Origin of the sequence: Paenibacillus silagei (assembly GCF_017874735.1) — a bacterium.
In the GTDB taxonomy this organism is placed as follows: Bacteria; Bacillota; Bacilli; order Paenibacillales; family Paenibacillaceae; genus Paenibacillus_AQ; species Paenibacillus_AQ silagei.
The window spans coordinates 186153-202869 of sequence record NZ_JAGGLV010000006.1 but is presented as its reverse complement, the minus strand read 5'-3'; the positions used below and the strand labels follow the sequence as shown (position 1 = coordinate 202869).

At 52.9% G+C, this 16717-nt stretch carries 13 protein-coding genes; 8 read left to right on the top strand and 5 right to left on the bottom strand.

From position 1 onward, the window contains the following. Window positions 1-427 precede the first annotated feature (427 nt). The 3 genes from pgmB to J2Z70_RS11520 form a co-directional block, all read right to left on the bottom strand. A complete protein-coding gene (pgmB, locus tag J2Z70_RS11530) occupies window positions 428-1090 on the bottom strand; it encodes a beta-phosphoglucomutase (protein ID WP_209872841.1) in 663 nt (220 codons plus the stop codon). Between the two features lie 322 nt (window positions 1091-1412). Then, on the bottom strand, window positions 1413-2447 hold the full coding sequence (locus J2Z70_RS11525) for a LacI family DNA-binding transcriptional regulator (protein ID WP_036721398.1): 1035 nt from the start codon (window positions 2445-2447) through the stop codon (window positions 1413-1415). A 450-nt stretch (window positions 2448-2897) separates the two neighbouring features. Next, window positions 2898-4646, bottom strand: a complete 1749-nt coding sequence (locus tag J2Z70_RS11520; protein ID WP_209872838.1) for an alpha-glycosidase — start codon at window positions 4644-4646, stop codon at window positions 2898-2900. An 854-nt stretch (window positions 4647-5500) separates the two neighbouring features. Between J2Z70_RS11520 and J2Z70_RS11515 the strand changes: the two genes are divergently transcribed. From J2Z70_RS11515 to melA, 8 genes are all read left to right on the top strand, one after another. After that, entirely contained in the window at window positions 5501-6835 is a 1335-nt protein-coding gene (locus J2Z70_RS11515) for a sugar ABC transporter substrate-binding protein (protein ID WP_036721401.1), read from the top strand. A gap of 101 nt (window positions 6836-6936) precedes the next feature. Further along, a complete protein-coding gene (locus J2Z70_RS11510; RefSeq protein ID WP_209872835.1) occupies window positions 6937-8250 on the top strand; it encodes a sugar ABC transporter permease in 1314 nt (437 codons plus the stop codon). Beyond that, the gene (locus J2Z70_RS11505) at window positions 8247-9095 is read left to right on the top strand and encodes a sugar ABC transporter permease (protein ID WP_209872832.1); all 849 of its coding nucleotides are present in this window, start codon (window positions 8247-8249) and stop codon (window positions 9093-9095) included. Before J2Z70_RS11510 ends, J2Z70_RS11505 begins: the two co-directional genes overlap by 4 nt. A gap of 120 nt (window positions 9096-9215) precedes the next feature. Continuing rightward, window positions 9216-11396, top strand: coding sequence for a methyl-accepting chemotaxis protein (locus J2Z70_RS11500; RefSeq protein ID WP_209872829.1), 2181 nt, complete (start codon window positions 9216-9218; stop codon window positions 11394-11396). Between the two features lie 113 nt (window positions 11397-11509). Continuing rightward, window positions 11510-12163 (top strand): Type 1 glutamine amidotransferase-like domain-containing protein, encoded by a 654-nt coding sequence (locus J2Z70_RS11495; protein ID WP_209872826.1) that lies wholly within the window; start codon window positions 11510-11512, stop codon window positions 12161-12163. A 107-nt stretch (window positions 12164-12270) separates the two neighbouring features. Then, window positions 12271-12465, top strand: coding sequence for a hypothetical protein (locus J2Z70_RS11490; RefSeq protein ID WP_209872823.1), 195 nt, complete (start codon window positions 12271-12273; stop codon window positions 12463-12465). Window positions 12466-12650: 185 nt separating this feature from the next. Beyond that, complete coding sequence (locus J2Z70_RS11485) at window positions 12651-13547, top strand: AraC family transcriptional regulator (protein ID WP_209873026.1); 897 nt, start codon at window positions 12651-12653, stop codon at window positions 13545-13547. A gap of 152 nt (window positions 13548-13699) precedes the next feature. Further along, window positions 13700-15205: an alpha-glucosidase/alpha-galactosidase gene (gene melA / locus J2Z70_RS11480; RefSeq protein ID WP_209872820.1), complete on the top strand. Its 1506-nt coding sequence runs from the start codon at window positions 13700-13702 to the stop codon at window positions 15203-15205. Between the two features lie 512 nt (window positions 15206-15717). On the opposite strand, the gene J2Z70_RS11475 is transcribed toward melA, so the two are convergent. Beyond that, window positions 15718-16293: a DUF2812 domain-containing protein gene (locus tag J2Z70_RS11475; RefSeq protein WP_209872817.1), complete on the bottom strand. Its 576-nt coding sequence runs from the start codon at window positions 16291-16293 to the stop codon at window positions 15718-15720. After that, a complete protein-coding gene (locus tag J2Z70_RS11470; RefSeq protein WP_036721415.1) occupies window positions 16293-16625 on the bottom strand; it encodes a PadR family transcriptional regulator in 333 nt (110 codons plus the stop codon). Before J2Z70_RS11470 ends, J2Z70_RS11475 begins: the two co-directional genes overlap by 1 nt. Window positions 16626-16717: the final 92 nt, after the last annotated feature.

Below are 16717 nucleotides of genomic sequence, written 5' to 3'. Positions count from 1 at the left end.
GTAGGGTAGAAGATGCAAGTACAGCATCCGATCTGACTGATGATCTGAGATGGATGATTAACTTATCAACTGAACTAATGATGTGAAATGATGACCTCAACTCATGAGTGCAGGGAGTAATTGATGTTTTCTGCACCATGAGCGAAGCTCAGAGGTTCAGACTTAGAGTTAGTTGTATTCTGTGCATTAAAAAGTTGCGATTAGAGGGACTTGAGTCGTATAACTGTAGTCTGTACAACTAAATTTGCCCTAAATGGTCATATCAGCTTAAAAGGGATAGCATAATTGTACAAAGTACAACTAAGCCGATAACCGGGGGATAAATTGGCAATATAGTTGTACAAAGTACAGTTAGGCTGTCCGGCGGACTAGAGATGCCGCTTGAGCGGAAGGGCTCACGGCTAGGCTCAGGCTCTGTTACTATTCGTCATACAGTGGCAAAAGATTCCTTCAGCGTGGCAACAGTAAGCTGTTGCAGGGAAGGGACAACTAGTGTTGCTTCGCCTAGCGTCTCGGGTGAGCCTATGCCCACGCTGCGCATACCGGCACGGGAAGCGGCCAGGATACCGGCAGCGGCATCCTCGAAGACGACGCAGTGTGCGGGAACGGTGTCCAGAGCCTTCGCGCCCAGCAGGAAGACCTCCGGGTCAGGCTTGGCCGCGCTGGTATGCGTGCCGTCGATGATGGCATCGAAGTATGGGGTCAGGCCGGTATTGTTCAGGATGGTCATGGCGTTCTTGCTGGCGGAGCCGAGGGCTACCTTGATGCCGGAGGTCCGGCATTCCTGCAGAAAGTCCAGGGCGCCGGGCAGAATCTCCGAGCTGTCCATCTTGGCGATATACTCGACATAGCGGTTATTCTTCTGCTCGGCCAGCCGGGCTTTCTCGTCTTCACCAAGTGTGATGCCGCCGATCTCCAGCAGAATATTCAGCGAAGCGGCCCGGCTGACGCCCTTGAGCCGCTCATTATCCTGCTCTGTGAAGACAAATCCAAGCTCTTCGGCCAGCTCCCTCCAGGCAATATAGTGATACCGGGCAGTGTCCACGAGAACACCGTCCAGATCGAACAGGCAGGCTTTGATATCTGACATGTTGAACCTCCTAATATGATTAGTTAACAATTAGATGTGGTTATCGCGCCAACTGGGCAAGAATCCTGCAAAATATGCAACATTTCTCTGCGAATCGTGCCCTGCTGGTGGAATTCCTGCAAAATGTGCAACAATTCCTATTCACACGAGGGGCGAACAGTGAAAACTAAAAAAGTGTGTATCAGCCCCAGCCTCACCGCCAGTAGCCGCAGGCGGGAATCCCCCTACCAGCAACATTCTGAACTTTAGCGCAAACGTTTGTACAAAGTTCCAAAAAATAAATGAAGCGTAACTCTGCTTCATTCATTTTCTTGTACATGCCTTAATTTCCCGGAGTATGCATAGAGGACTCCCGTACAATTAGACGGTGGGGAATGACAAAACGATTCGTATATCCGTCCTGATTATCCGGCTTCTGAATGTTCTGGATCAACACCTGAGAGGCCGTATAGCCAAGATGATAAATCCCGATATCAATGCTGCTGATCGGAGGACTGGACAGCTCGGAAAGCGGGATATTGTTGAAGCTGACAATCGCCAGATCCTCAGGGACCTTGTACTTCAGCTCGTTCAATCCGCGGAGTACCCCGAATGAGACCATATCATCCACCGCGACAAGCGCTGTCGGACGGTTCGGAAGATTCATGAAGAAGGACATTGCCCTATAGCCGCTGTCCTGCAGGAATTCGCCTTCAACGATCCATTCATCCTTCATTTCCAGACCCTTGCCCTGCATGGCCTTGCGGTAACCCTCCAGCCGGTCGCGCGAGACGATGAGGTTCGGCGGCCCGCTGACGAAGCCAATGCGTTCATGCCCCATGGAGATAAGATGATTCGTCGCATCATAGGCGGCCATGATATTATCATTGTCCACTGACAGAATATCCTCGTAGCGGTCGCTCCGTCCCACCAGGACAAAGGGATAACCGCCCGACTGCAGGAAATCGATCACCGCATCGTCTTTTCGGGAATACAGCAAAATAACGCCGTCCACGCGGCGTCCCTTGAGCAGACGGGAGACAGCTTCAAGCTCCTCCTTCTCGTTTGCTCCGGAGCTGATCAGCACATCATAGCCGGAACGGCTGGACTGAGTGACGATCCCGCGGATTAATTCCATAAAAAACAAATTGGAGAACAGCTCTTCAGCCGGTTTCGGAAGAATGATGCAGATGCTGTTAGTGGTCTTGGATACCAGACTTTTGGCCATCATATTCGGGGTGTAGCCCATTTCTTCCATAATCACTTTGACCTTACGGGAAGTTTCTAAGCTGATTCTGGGATGGCCTGACAACACCCGGGACACCGTGGAGGGTGAGACCCCCGCTTTCTTGGCAACGTCCTTAATGGTAACTGTCATAGAAACCTCCTAATGGAACCGTTTGCTTTACACAGTAATATTAATCGAAGTGGGGATGATTGTAAATAGTGAAACCTCGCATAGGGCGTAATCCCCGTGGCTTCTACGTTCTGAGCACTACACAGCGATACGGCTTAAGCTATTGTGAATCTGGAAGTGGAGCAGAGGGGTATGCAAATCTGTGCAATGAACAAGGGGATTTTGTGCAAAATTAGTGCAAATAGAGTAGAGTTTGGCTTATCAATCTCTAAAAAGTAAGCAGTTGAACATTACTTTTCCGGAAGATGAGCAGGTTCAAAAATTTCAACAAACACCTATGAATACTCATAATACAAAGGACACAACAGAATTGATTCTATTGTGTCCTGTACTAAAGTAGTAGCTCTGTCTCATTCTACAAACGTTTGCGCTAAAATGTTCTGAATCAGCCCATAAGAAAGCGATCAGAGTTTAGGACATATTGGCCTGAAGCACAGCGAAGCCGTATGCAGGCAGCCTCAATGACAGCTTGCCGCGTTCGGCATGGAGCGCTTCGCCGGTCCACAGGTTCTCCCAATTGCGTTCCTGAACGTCCAGCCGGAAGGTCTGCACCGTCTCCTCCGTATTGATCAGTACGATGATCAGATCATCGTCCAGACTGCGCTCGTAGGCCAGCTTGCTGCCCCCGGCTCCGGCTTCAAGGAAGGTGAAGCGTCCGGTGCGCAGTGCCGGATGGCTGCCGCGGATCTCAATCAGCTTACGGTAAAAGTTAAACAAATCGCGGTCCTGCCGCTCCGGGTCCCACTCCATACATTTACGGCAGTCCGGGTCCCCTCCGCCATCCATTCCGATCTCGTCCCCGTAGTAAATGCAGGGCGTGCCCATGAAGGTGAACTGGAAGAGCGCAGCCAGCTTCATGACGTTCTTATCGCCCTCGGCTACAGTCAGCAGACGCGCAGTATCATGGCTGTCCAGCAGATTGAAGGCGACCTCACTGGCCTGGAGCGGATACCGGGACAGCTGTCTGCCGATCGAATGGGCGAAGCCTTCCGCATCCAGCGTTCCGTAGACGAAGAAGTCAAGCACTGCATCTGTGAACGGGTAGTTCATGACGGCATCGAATTTGTCGCCTTCCAGCCAAGGGGCTGATTCATGCCAGATCTCGCCCAGAATGTAAGCTTCGGGATTGGCACGCTTCACGACTTTGCGGAAATCACGCCAGAATTCGTGATCCACCTCGTTGGCCACATCCAGACGCCAGCCGTCGATGCCCACCTCCTTGATCCAATACTCGGCGACCTTCAGCAGATACTCCTTCACCTCAGGATGCTCTGTGTTCAGCTTCGGCATCAGCGGCTCGAAGGCGAAGGCATCGTAGGTTGGAATGTTGTTCACGACCTGGAGCGGATATTCCCTGATATGGAACCAGTTCTTATACTCCGAATCCTCGCCCTTCTCCAGTACATCCACGAACGGGGCGAAGGTACGGCCCGCATGGTTGAAGACCGCGTCCAGCAGCACACGGATGCCGCGCTCATGACAAGCATCGACCAATCTTTTCAGCGTGTCCACATCACCGAAATGCGGATCGACCTGCATATAGTCCTCCGTGTCATATTTGTGATTGGTGGTGGCAGTGAAGACCGGTGTGAAATAAATGCCCGTAATGCCCAGCTCCGTCAGATGGTCGAGATGATCTATGACACCCTGCAGATCTCCGCCGAAGAAATTATCCGGCCGGGGGGTTCCGCCCCAAGGCTCCACATTAGCAGGGCTTATGCCGGGATTGCCGTTAGCGAACCGTTCCGGGAAAATCTGATAAAACACCGCATCCTTGACCCAGGCCGGAGGCGTGAAGACATCACCGCGGCTTATGTAGGGGAATTCAAACAGCCGGTTGGGGTTCGCGGGACGCTCCTTCTGGAAATCACTCTCTGTCATCCAGATCCGTTCTTGGCCCTGCTGCAGCAGGAAGCCATATTTCAGCCTGCGGTAGAGCGGAACCGATTCGCATTCCCAGTAATCGAACATTGCATCGGAAGTGAACAGGGTCATCGGGATCAATTCCTTGGTGGTGTCCCAGGCATATTTATCACCCGCCCAGGCGAAGACCTCGGTCAGATCCCCCTTCTTGGCACGCAGCCGCAGGTGTATGGTGTTGTGATCATAGGCATACGACCAGTTCAGACGGGGACGATGATACACGGCTTCTAATAACATATTAATTCCTCCCAAATTTGGATTGGATAAGAAGCACTAGAGACATTAACAAAAAGCAAAAAGAAGCGGAGGGGAAATTTGGAACTGGAGGAGCGGTAGCGTACGCCTTTGTATTTGGATTTCTACCGCGGGAGCGGTTCTAATAAGGAAATCCAAATACAACAGCGGCCGGAGGGCCAAATGTTCACCGCAGCGACGTCGATGCTTCAAGTTCAATTCTTAGGTGCATCTTATCTAGCTAGATTCCACACCCGATTCTGCACACAACAAAAAGGCACAACCGCCGGTTAGATTACGCCGAGGTTGTACCCGAGAAGGGACAGTGCCTTTAGATTGGTGAAGAATGAGGTGTTTCATGATGGTTTGGATTATAGCACGGAACAAAATGAGGTTCAAGAGGTTTGTACAAACAGTTGCACAAAGTTTTAGGAAGGGGAAACCGATTTCCAAAGTCTGTAAATTGATAATATTTAGCAATTATACAACAATATTCGTCTAAATACGACAAAAAATGCAGAAAAGAATTTTTAAACCGAAGTATATCCAAGTTATTTAAAGAAATCATGCGATAAAAAGAGTAAAGGTAACATTATCCATAATAAAAGGCTGAATTCTATTGAATTTACTATGTGCAAACGTTTTTACAACTGCGAGTTAGCTGATGTATTATGGATTCAGGAATGAAGCGCTTTCTAAACCGGGTATAACGTATTCGGAAGAGGCAATTGGAGAAAGCAGAATTTTTTTTGAATCCTCTGAAATCGTTTGCGCAAAGTTAGGGAGCATCATCGTTAAGTCAAAGAAGCATCATCGTCAAATCAAGTGATATACACACACAGGAGGGGTTAAAAGGAATGAATCTCAAAAAACTTATGGTTCTCACCGCAGCGTGCTCGATGGCAATGTCAATTACGGCGTGCGGCTCAAACAACAATGCCGGAGGAAATGCGGCAGCGACTAATGCTCCTGCGGATAATGCAGCAGCTACCGATAATGCGGGGGCAGGCAGTGACAACGCACCGGCAGCAGGTGAGATCGTCCCGGAAGAGGGCGCTTCACTTGTGATCTGGGAGAGTAAGGAAGAAAGACAGTTCGCTGAAGAAGTTGCGAAGCAGTTCACTGCCAAGTATAACGTTCCGGTCAAAATTGAAGAGGTAGCCCCGCCGGATCAGGTTGGCAAGCTCACCCAGGATGGCCCTTCCGGCCTGGCTGCGGACGTCATCATCATTCCTCATGATAATCTCGGCAAGGCGGCAAGCGCGAGTCTGCTGCTCCCTAATGATATTTTTGCAGAACAGACCAAGGCGGAGAACACTGAGGCTTCCATCGTGGGTTCTTCCTATGACGGCGAGCTGTACGGCTATCCGAGAGCGGCGGAGACCTATGCGCTGTTCTACAACAAGTCTCTGGTCAAAGAAGCTCCCAAATCCTTCGATGACGTCATTGCCTTCAGCAAAACGTTCACGGATAAAGCCAAGAACCGTTACGGCATTATGTGGGAAGTAGGCAACATGTACTTCAACTATCCGTTCATCGCCACTACCGGAGGTTACCTGTTCGGCAAAGACGGTACCGACAAGGACGATATCGGCCTGAACAATGAAGGTGCGATCAAAGGCCTGACTGAATTTGCCAAGCTGAAGGAAGTCCTGCCGATCAAGAGCGGTGACATCAACCCGGACATCAAGCGCAGCCTGTTCAACAGCGGGGATGTCGCCATGGATATTACAGGACCTTGGGAGCTTGCGGGATATAAAGAAGCGCTGGGCGACAACCTCGGAATTGCTCCGGTTCCTACTATTGACGGCAAAACCGCCATTACCTTCTCCGGGATCAAAATTTTCACCGTCAACGCCTACACTCAGTATCCGAATGCGGCTAAACTCTATGCACACTTTGCTTCCGGCAAAGATTCGCAGCTGACACTTAACAAGCTGGTCGGCTCCGTGCCGACGAACCTCGAAGCGCTGAAAGATCCGCAGATTACGGGTGACGAGTTCGTATCCGCGTTCGCAGAACAGGCGAAGAACTCCCAGCCGATGCCTTCGATTCCTGAGATGGGGAACGTCTGGAGCCCGGTGAATGCTGCACTTCCGGCCATCTGGGATAACAATACTGATCCGAAGGCAGCCATGGACAAAGCCGTAGAGCAGATTAAAGACCTGAACAACGGGGCTTCTGCCCAGTAACTACACAATCAACAGCTTACCGTGGAATTAGAGTTGCCCGCCGCATAGCCTGCGGCGGGCAGTTTCCTTGAATTCCGCACGGAGAGGAGAACGGAAGGGAAATGCAGCGACACAAAGCGAGAGCTGGAATACTGTCGGCCATTTTTATGGGACTCGGGCAAATATATAACCGCCAATTCATCAAAGGGCTTATGTTCATAGCTGTAGAAGCTGTGGCACTTATCTATTTCATTAGCAATCTGGGAAGAGCCTTCTGGGGGATTACTACGCTCGGGGAATCTCCAAGCCGTCTGGAAAAGGTAAAGGGGATTGCCAAAATGGTTCCCGGGGACCATTCCATCGTCATTCTGATTGAAAGCCTGATCACCCTGCTGTTCTTTGTGTTATTCCTGATCATCTGGTACATGAATATTAGGGATGCCTATAAAATCGGAGCAGAACGCGAAAACGGCCGTCCGTCCAATACATTTAAACAATCTGTACGTTACATCCTCGACTATAAATTCGCCCAGAGCTTCCTGCTGCTCCCGGGTATGGGCATTCTGTTCTTCACCATTATGCCGATCATCTTTATGATCATGCTGGCCTTTACCAACTATGCTGCACCGAACCACATTCCTCCGGCGAAGCTTGTAGACTGGGTAGGGTTCGAGACCTTCCGCAATCTGCTGGTGCTGAAATCATGGAGCCATACCTTTTACGGTGTACTTACCTGGACCATTATCTGGGCGGTTCTTTCGACTGTAACTACTTATTTCGGCGGGATGCTGGTTGCCCTGCTGATCAGCCAAAAAGGCATACGCTTCAAAGGCATGTGGAGAATGCTCCTGATCATTCCTTACGCCATTCCGCAGATGATCTCGCTCCTCTTGATGCGCAACCTGTTCAACGGGCAGTTCGGCCCGATCAATCAGTATCTCGGCTATTTCGGACTAGGCGGCCTGCCTTGGCTGACTGATCCATTCTGGGCCAAGGTTACGGTTATTGTCGTCAACATGTGGGTAGGAATTCCGGTATCGATGCTGCTGATTATGGGGGTGCTGACTACGATTCCCCGCGATATGTATGAGGCGGCTGAGGTGGACGGCGCGACTAATTACCAGAAATTCCGTATCGTTACCCTGCCGATGATTCTGTTCTCTACCGCACCTACGCTGATTATGCAGTTCGCCGGGAACATCAACAACTTCAATGCGATCTTCCTGCTGACAGGAGGGAACCCGGTGAACGGGAACTACCAGTACGCCGGCTCGACGGATCTGCTTGTTACCTGGCTATATAAGCTGACGCTGGATCAGAACAAGAATAATATGGCGTCTGCGATCGGCATTATCCTGTTCATCATTGTTGCCGGGTTCTCCCTGTACAATTACCGCCGGACCAAATCGTTCCAAGAGGAGGATATGATTCAATGATCATCGGACGCAAGGCAGCGAATTTTATTCGTCTCTGCTTAAGCTATATCGTTCTTGTTGCACTGGCGGTTGCTGCAATCTATCCGGCACTCTGGATCCTGCTTGCCTCGTTCCGGCCGGGTAAATCCCTGTACAGCAAGACGCTGATTCCCGAGACATTCACCCTCGCCCACTATAAGGAGCTGTTCACCTCACCGGTCTATATGTTTGGAACCTGGTATGGGAATACGCTTAAGATTGCGGTGTTCTCGATGCTGATCGGGGTGGTGCTGACGCTGTTGACCAGCTATGCCTTATCCCGGTTCCGGTTCAGAAGCCGCAAGACCACCATGTCCACACTGCTGATTCTCGGGATGTTCCCGGGCTTCATGAGCATGATTGCCATCTATCTGCTCCTGAAGGAATTCAACCTGCTGGATACCCATCTGGCGCTGATTATCGTCTATGCGGCCGGAGCGCCGCTCGGAGGAACGCTGATCGCCAAGGGGTTCCTGGACACGATTCCGCGTTCGCTGGATGAAGCCGCACGGATTGACGGGGCGAGCAACTTCGGGATTTTTACCCGGATTATTCTGCCGTTGTCCCGTCCGATGATCACTTATATAGCGTTGACCCTGTTTGTCGGCCCATGGGTGGATTTCATCTTCGCCAAGCTGATTCTGCGGACCAAGGAGAACTGGACGGTTGCCGTGGGGATGTGGGATATGGTCAATACGATGCAGAATTCCAACTTCACGCTGTTCGCGGCCGGAGCCGTACTGATCTCTGTACCGATTATGATTCTTTTCGCCTTCCTGCAGCGGCTGCTCGTGGACGGCCTGACGGCGGGGGCAAGCAAGGGATAGAAAATAGTAATTAGACCATGTATGTACGAATAACGGGTGCGGCCTTGAAGCAGTTCTGAGGGGCTGCACCTTTCTTTTATGGAGGAGAAATCGTAATCTGCATGATAAGGGGAGAGTGTAATGAAACGGCGGCGATTCATTAATTTCAGCTCGGTTGGCGTCAAGTTATTCGTAATTCTGTTCTGTACTATTGTCCTGTTGTCCTCAGTTTTGGGCTTAACCTCCTATTATGCGGCAAAAGGGATCATTACCGATGAGGTGGCAGCAGCCTCCTCACAGTCCATTGTCCAGGCGGCGGACAAGCTCGATTTCCTGTTCGCTGAATATGAAGCGCTCTCCAGGCAATTCGCTGTAGATCCGGCGTTAAAGGCTGATATGGAGACGGTTAATCGCCCGTCCGCCGGTACGGTTGCAAGGTCAGCCGCAGAGGACCGGATACGCCGCAAGCTGGACTCCGTCAGAGGATCGGATGAGCGGCTGCTCGGAGTCCGGCTGGTCGCAAGAAGCATGGTGGACGCCGAATCCTACAAATCGACGGGGATTAGCGGAGTGCGCAGTGATGAAGGCATCCTGGCCCGGATGAAGGAGATCGATAACGGCAAAGGCAATCCCGTATGGTTCCCCGTCCGGGCCAAAGGCTTCTTCGATGCATACAGCCAGTCCTCCCTGACGATGGGCCGTCTGCTGCGGAATATTCAGAATCCGGCGGCAGAGTATTATATGCTGATCGAGGTGAAGGGGCAGGCACTGACAGATGTGCTGTCCAACCTGCATATCGGGCTGGGTGGGGAGATCCGCATCCTCGATTCTTCGGGCCGGGTTGCATACAGTGCTGACGATGCACTGCTCGGGCAGGCTTCTTACATACATACTGGAGCGTTAAAGGACGGGGCGCTGACGGGAGTGCAAAAGGGTGAGGAGCAGAAGCTGCCTGGGGCAGTGAAGAGTGAGGAGCGGGAGCTGACCGGAAAACGGGAGAATGAGGGACAAGAGCCGGCCGGAGCACGGCAAGGGGAGAGCGGGAAACGGTCCTTCACAGCCGGGGATGAGCAGGGGAGTGCGCAGCTGGTAGTCTACCAGCCGTTGAGTACAGCGGACTGGACGCTGCTGGGTTATGCGCCGGTGAGCGATTTCACCAAATCGGCCGACAGGCTGCTCTATATTACCTTGCTGGTAGTCTTGGCTGCAGCCTTGATTGCTCTGATCATTGGCTATGTTCTGGTGCGGCTGATCGGCCGTCCGCTTGGCAAGCTGGCCCGGCTGATGGAAGAGGGCGAGCAGGGCAATCTGCAGGTGCGGACCAGCTTCAAGGGCCGGGATGAGATCGGACGGCTGGGCCACAGTTTTAACCGGATGATGGAGCAGATCTCCCGGATGGCCGGGCAGAGCAGCAACTCGGCTGCTGAAGTGCTGGTGACCTCGGAGCAACTCGTTGCCGCTTCCGGCGCGATCAGCGGCCAGGCCAGTGAGGTCGCAACTGCTACCGGCGAAATCGCCGGGGGAGCCGCCAGTCTGGCAGCCGAGGCCGAGAGCAGCAATGCCAAGGTGGAGCTGATGGGCGGCAAGACCAGCGAAGTAGCAGAAAGGAATGCAGTGATGGCCGCTTCCGCTGAGAAGGTCATGGAGGTCAGTGACCAGGGAGCGGAGCGGATGAAGAAGCTGGTATCGCAGAGTGAGGATGTGCTGAAGCTGATGGACCTGATTCAGGAGAATTCAGCCATGCTGCGGGATAGCACGGTGCTGATCCGCAGCATTCTCTCCCCGATGATTGCGATGAACAAGCAGACGAATATTCTGGCGCTGAACGCTTCAATTGAAGCCGTGCGCGCAGGCGCCGCCGGGAGAGGCTTCATAGTCATTGCCAATGAGATCAGAGGGCTGGCCAATCAGTCGAGCGAATCGATTGCCTCCGTCTCCCGGATTACCGAGGAGATCAGTAGCCATATCGAGAACACGGTCAAGGTTGTGAGTGAGGCTGCACCGATGTTCCACAGCCAGCTGGCCTCGGTCCGGGAATCCTCGCTCATCTTCGGGAGTGTAAGGGCCGAGATGGAGGTGTTCAGCGGAGTTCTGAACCAATCCTCGGCGGCGGTCTCCGAGCTGGCCGAATACCAGCAGCAGCTGGGACAATCCATGGCGAGTGTGATCTCGGTAGTGCAGCAGACCAGCGCCTCTACGGAAGAGGTGGCGTCCATGTCCTCACAGCAATTCACGGTCAGCAGGGAGCTGGTCGCCCTGTCGCACAGGCTGGAGGAGCTGGCGGAGCAGCTGAAGCAGTCGATGATTTCTTTTCAGGGATGATGGGATAAAAGGCTGAGGGGGAGCGGGCGAGGAAGCGTATTGCGGGAACCTGCGCTTTTCTATAAGATGGATAAGGTTAGATGCAGGATATCCTGAATACTGAAGGTGATGTCATGGACAAGCATTTATTTCTGAACGGCGGCGGTCCTCCGTTTACCCGTGGACTGGCACGGAGGTTCGTAAGCGTGATGGCAGCAGGACCAGTCGCTGTATTATTTGAAGAAGGCGAAGACTGGCCGGACTATATGGCAGCTTGCATGCAGCCGCTGGTTGACGCGGGGATATCCGAGATCCGTTATTTGCCGCTGAAATCCACAGCGGTGGAGACAGCTATGGAGAGTCTGCGGGCTTGCGGCGGGATCTTTATCGGAGGCGGGGATACGGATCTGTATGCCGACCTCATTGTGGATACCGCTATCGGTGAGGTGATCCGGCAGCGGTATGAGTCCGGTGTGCCGGTTACCGGCTTCTCGGCAGGAGCCTTGATTAGCCCGGAGCGCTGTGTAATTTCCGCCAAGGATAATGAGAGCAGACAATTCAAACACCGCAAGGGCCTCAATCTGATTCCTGATCTGCTGCTATCCGTCCATTTCACCCAGTGGGATGAGGAGGAGCATTTACGGACAGCGGTACGTACCCTCGGGGAGCTGCCGAATTACGGAATTGACGAAGAGACCGGCATCTACCTGCTGAATGGACAGCCCGAAGAGATAGAGGGCGGCGGGGTGTATAGTCTGGTGAATGGAATATTAACAAAGATTCATTGAGGATAATGAACGGGGAGCAGAGGGCGCGGGCCTTCTGCTCTTTTTTTGCGCCGGGGAACCTGGGCATTTAGGCTCCAGACTGGTATGAAGGCATGTAGGCGGAATGTATGTGGAAAACCGATCACAATCGGCTGGCGAGGGGCGTGGTGGTGGAATGTAATCGAAAAACCGATCACAATTGGCTGGCGAAGGGCGTGGTGGCGGAATGTAATCGAAAAACCGATCACAATTGGCTGGCGAGGGGCGTGGTGGCGGAATGTAATCGGAAAACCGAACACAATTTGCTGGCAAGGGGTGCGTAGGCGGAATGTATGCGGAAAGCCGAACATAATTTGCTGGCGAGAGGGTCGTGGGCGAAATGTATGCGGAAAGCCGAACATAATTTGCTGGCGAGGGGGCAACTCGCTCGCTTCTTGTCCTGCCTGCGCTCAAGCGATACACTTGTGCTATCGATACTGGCGGAGGGGAGGCGGGCGGTGTGGCGGAGATGAACGGGAGTCTTTTTGAGCAGGGATTGCTGGAGCGGGATTATAGCCCGCACTTTCTGGCTTACTATTATAAGCAATGGAGCAATTATACGATGGCTTACCATCATCACAACTCCACGGAGATCATGTATCTTATCTCGGGCAGCTGTGTAGTGGAGGTGCGGGATGAAGCGGGCGGCGATACGCCCTTCCGGCTGAAGCGGGGAGAGATGATTCTGCTGGATGCGGAGGTGCCGCACCGGCTTATTGTGGAAGAGGGCTCCTCATGCCGGATGCTAAATGTGGAATTTGCTTTTACCGAATATGGGGGCGTAGTTCCGTCCATTGGCAGCTTGGCCCGGGAGGAGGAGGTGTTGGCAGAGCTGCTGCGGCATCCGTTCGATAGTCTGGTGTTGTCCGATCAGGAGGAGGTTTTCCATGTGTTGAAGGCGCTGGTGCTGGAGCTGGATCAACGCGGGCGGAAGGGGAGCAGCATGGTGCATCTGCTCTTTGCGGAGCTGCTCCTGCGTCTGGCCCGGCTGCGCATGGAGTCGCTCCCGTCCAGCCAGCAGCCCTCACAGCTCTACGTGCGGCGGGCCATCGAGTTCCTGCACCAGAATTATGACCGGAGCATTCAGGTTAAGGAGGTTGCTCTCTCCGTGAATATTCACCCGGGTTATCTGCACCGCATCTTCCGGACGCACACAGGGCAGACCCTGACGGACTACCTGAACCAGCTGCGTATAGAGAAGGCCCGGATGCTGCTGGGACAGGGGGAGATTCCGGTAGCGGAGATTGCCGACTATGTGGGGATCAGCAGCAGGCAGTATTTTCATCTGCTATTCAAGAAATATTCAGGCTGCACTCCTATCGAATACCGCAACTCTATCGAACGCCATTACTGGAGTGAAGGATAGTTTCGTGTTCAACCGGGGAAGGGTATGGCGTATAGAAAGTTAGGATTGTTGACAGGATGCCGGCAAAGTGGTCATGATATTGGTTACGCTTCCGGCAGTCCCCTTGTTACAATGGACAGGAGTCAATAATTCATTGCCGGAGGATGATTATTATGTCTTTTAAAGTAACCTTTATCGGGGCAGGCAGTATCGGGTTCACCCGCGGACTGCTGCGCGACCTGCTGACTGTGCCGGAATTTCGTAATATCGAAGTTTCGTTCATGGATATAAACAGCCATAACCTGGACATGGTCACTGAGCTGTGCCAGCGGGATATTAAGGAGAATGGTCTGGATATCACCATCTCTTCCACTACGGACCGCAGGGAAGCGCTCAAGGGGGCCAAGTACGTATTTTGTACTATTCGTATGGGGGGCCTTGAGGCCTTCGCTACCGATGTGGATATTCCGCTGAAGTATGGCGTGGATCAGTGTGTAGGAGATACGCTGTGCGCAGGCGGGATTATGTACGGGCAGCGCGGGATTGCGGAGATGCTGGAGATCTGCCGTGATATCCGTGAGACAGCTGCGCCGGATGTATTGCTGCTGAACTACTCGAATCCGATGGCTATGCTGACCTGGGCCTGTAATAAATACGGCGGTGTGCAGACCATCGGGCTCTGCCATGGCGTACAGCATGGACATCAGCAAATCGCTCAGGTGTACGGCCTGGAGAAATCGCAGGTGGACATTATCTGTGCCGGGATCAATCACCAGACCTGGTACATCTCTGCGAAGCATGAAGGCAAGGATCTGACGGCAGGTCTGCTCGAGGCTTTCGAGAAGCACCCTGAGTACAGCCGTACCGAGAAGGTACGGATCGATATGCTCCGCCGCTTCGGCTATTACAGCACGGAATCGAACGGTCACCTGAGCGAATATGTACCCTGGTACCGCAAGCGCCCGAGCGAGATCATGGACTGGATTGATCTGGGCGTGTGGATCAACGGGGAGACGGGCGGCTACCTGCGGGTCTGCACGGAAGGCCGTAACTGGTTCGAGACGGACTTTCCGAACTGGATGAAGGACCCGGCGCTGGAGTACATCCCGGAGAAGCGGGGCGAGGAGCATGGCTCGTTTATTATCGAAGGGCTGGAGACAGGACGCGTGTACAGAGGCCACTTCAACATGGTGAACAACGGCGTGATCTCCAATCTGCCGGATGATGCCATTATTGAAGCGCCGGGCTACGTGGACCGCAACGGCATCTCGATGCCGCTGGTCGGTGACCTGCCGCTTGGACCGGCGGCGGTCTGCAACGTCAGCATCTCCGTGCAGCGCCTGGCGGTAGAAGCAGGTGTGCATGGCGACGACAAGCTGCTGCGCCAGGCGTTCATGATGGACCCGCTGGTCGGCGCCGTCTGCAATCCGAAGGAGATCTGGCAGATGGTTGACGAGATGCTGGTGGCCGGAGAACAGTGGCTGCCGCAGTACAGCGCAGCTATTGCAGAAGCGAAGGAACGCCTTGCCTCCGGTGACCTGATCCCGACGAATGCCGGCAACGAAGGCGCCGCCCGGCTCAAGGTGAAGTCAGTAGACGAGATGATGCAGGACCGCGAAGCCGCGAACAAGAACGCCGGGGAATCCGACAAGGGCAAGGACCGCGAGAAGGTGCAGTAAGCGGAGCAGGCATAAGCCTGGTCGGAGCGGAGAAAGATTGGAATTAGGGCTGTCCCAAAAGTCATGATGACTGCTTGGGATAGCCCTTTATTTTGGCGTAGGTGGAGGTGGGGGGCGAGCGCGCAGGGTCCGGGTGTATGTGTATGCGAAAAACCGAACACAATTTGCTGGAGAGCAGGTACGTGGGCCAGATGTATGCGAAAAACGGCTCCCCTTGCTGTGATGGGGGAAATAGGTGGATATTGGGCACTTGCTAACCAATAAATAGACGATACTCCGGCAAGAGTTGGAAAAACAACACTTAAATATTCATACCTCTCCCGGTAGCAGCCAAATCGGCAATAGCAGATGCTGTTTTTCCACTTAGTTCCCTATAATCGTCAAACGTTGAAGAATTAAGCTGCATTAATCCACTTGTTATCTGCAGTGGTTGTGGATGCTGTAGCTATGGTTAGCCCGCAGGAGTATTAATTCTACTATTTCCGCTGTTTGCGAGATTGTAAAGCATCCCCTCACTCCCGAATCAGCTTCTCCTGCTGCAGCCGCGCGATCTTGCGGCGGATAGGCAGGCTGAGCCAGATGAAGAACAGGCCCAGAATGATAACGGACACTCCCACGATGAGGTTGATTTTGTAGATGTTAGAAGAAGTGTTCAGCATAATCAGCATGAGATTTAAAGAGCCGATGATCAGCTCCATGAACGCGAGGGACAGATAGACTTTATAGATTCTCTGATAGTGCTTGATCTTGGAATCTGCATCGGTATAGATCTGGAAGGGGCCTTCCGAGGCCTTCCTTCTGAAGAACACCCAGCGTTGGTTCATGAAGGCACGATTGGCCTTGGTAGGGGTCCCGGATGGCACCCGCTCGGCTCCGGTCTCCTCCATGAATTGCAAGTAGCCTGCCGCCTCCTTCGGGTCCTTCTCCAGCAGCTCAATCCGGTAAATATACTCCCCCTTAGCGCTCTCTTCGAACACATAACGGGCCCAAGAATGCTCCACCAGGGCCAATCCCTTGGCCGACATTTCATTCAGCCACGCTTCTTCCTTCTCGAAATCCATGAAAAATTTGCGCACCACCTGACTCATTACACTTCGCCTCCCATTAGTTTTCTTCCATTAGTGAGCAACTCGTCAAGCCTTGTCATTTCACTCTGGACGATCGATTTGCCTAGCTCCGTAATCTGATACTCCTTCTTGCGGGAATCTTCTCCGCCAGCCAGCAGCTTGATCCAGCCTCGTTCCACAAGTGTGCTTAACGCCCCGTATAACGTGCCTGCACCCAGCTCCACACGCTGATTGCTCAGCAGCTTCACGTTCTGCATAATCCCGTAGCCGTGCATCGGGGTGAGCAGGGACAAGAGGATATAATAGACGCCTTCGGTCAGCGCCCCGTATTCATTGTTGCCGGACAATGCCATCACCTTCCTTATCGCGCATCTTTGAGTCTCATTTCACAGACCGGGAATTTCCTTTGTATCATTCGGCGTTATAGCATCTGACGTTATAACAT